Genomic DNA, 509 nt, shown 5'->3' on the forward strand with positions numbered 1-509 from the left:
CATGAGGGCGAGGCGCTGAGCTATGGCGAACTCAATGCCCGGGCCAACCGGCTGGCGCATCATCTGATCGGGCTCGGTGTGAAGCCGGGGGATTGCGTTGCGACAGTGCTGAACCGCTCCGTCGCCCTTGTGGTGGCGCAACTGGCGATCCTCAAGGCGGGGGGAGTGTATGTGCCGGTCGATCGCGCTCTTCCATCTGCGCGACAAGAATGGCTGATGGCCGATTGTGCTGCGCGCCTGGTGCTTAGCGAGAGTGACGATGATGATCTGCTTGAGGTGACGATCCCTGTTCTGGCCATTGAGCCGCTCATGGCTGGGACTGGGTCTAGTGCCGATCCTGGCCTGGCATTGAGCGCCGAGGCTGCTGCTTACGTGATGTACACCTCCGGCTCGACCGGCCTTCCCAAGGGGGTTGTTGTTGCTCACCGTGCGGTCAACCGGCTCGTCATCAACAATGGCTATGCGCAGTTCAGCTCGAGTGATCGTGTGGCGTGGGTGGGTAATCCCGC

Annotated in this window: 1 protein-coding gene; it reads left to right on the plus strand. The window is 62.1% G+C overall.

Features of this window, described 5'->3' with window-relative positions; all coding sequences use genetic code 11:
* Nucleotides 1–509: AMP-binding protein (locus NKJ06_RS35745; protein WP_352812650.1), on the plus strand; the 509-nt coding region annotated here is incomplete at both ends.

The sequence above is a fragment of the Mesorhizobium sp. M0293 genome, assembly GCF_040321735.1.
In the GTDB taxonomy this organism is placed as follows: domain Bacteria; phylum Pseudomonadota; class Alphaproteobacteria; order Rhizobiales; family Rhizobiaceae; genus Mesorhizobium.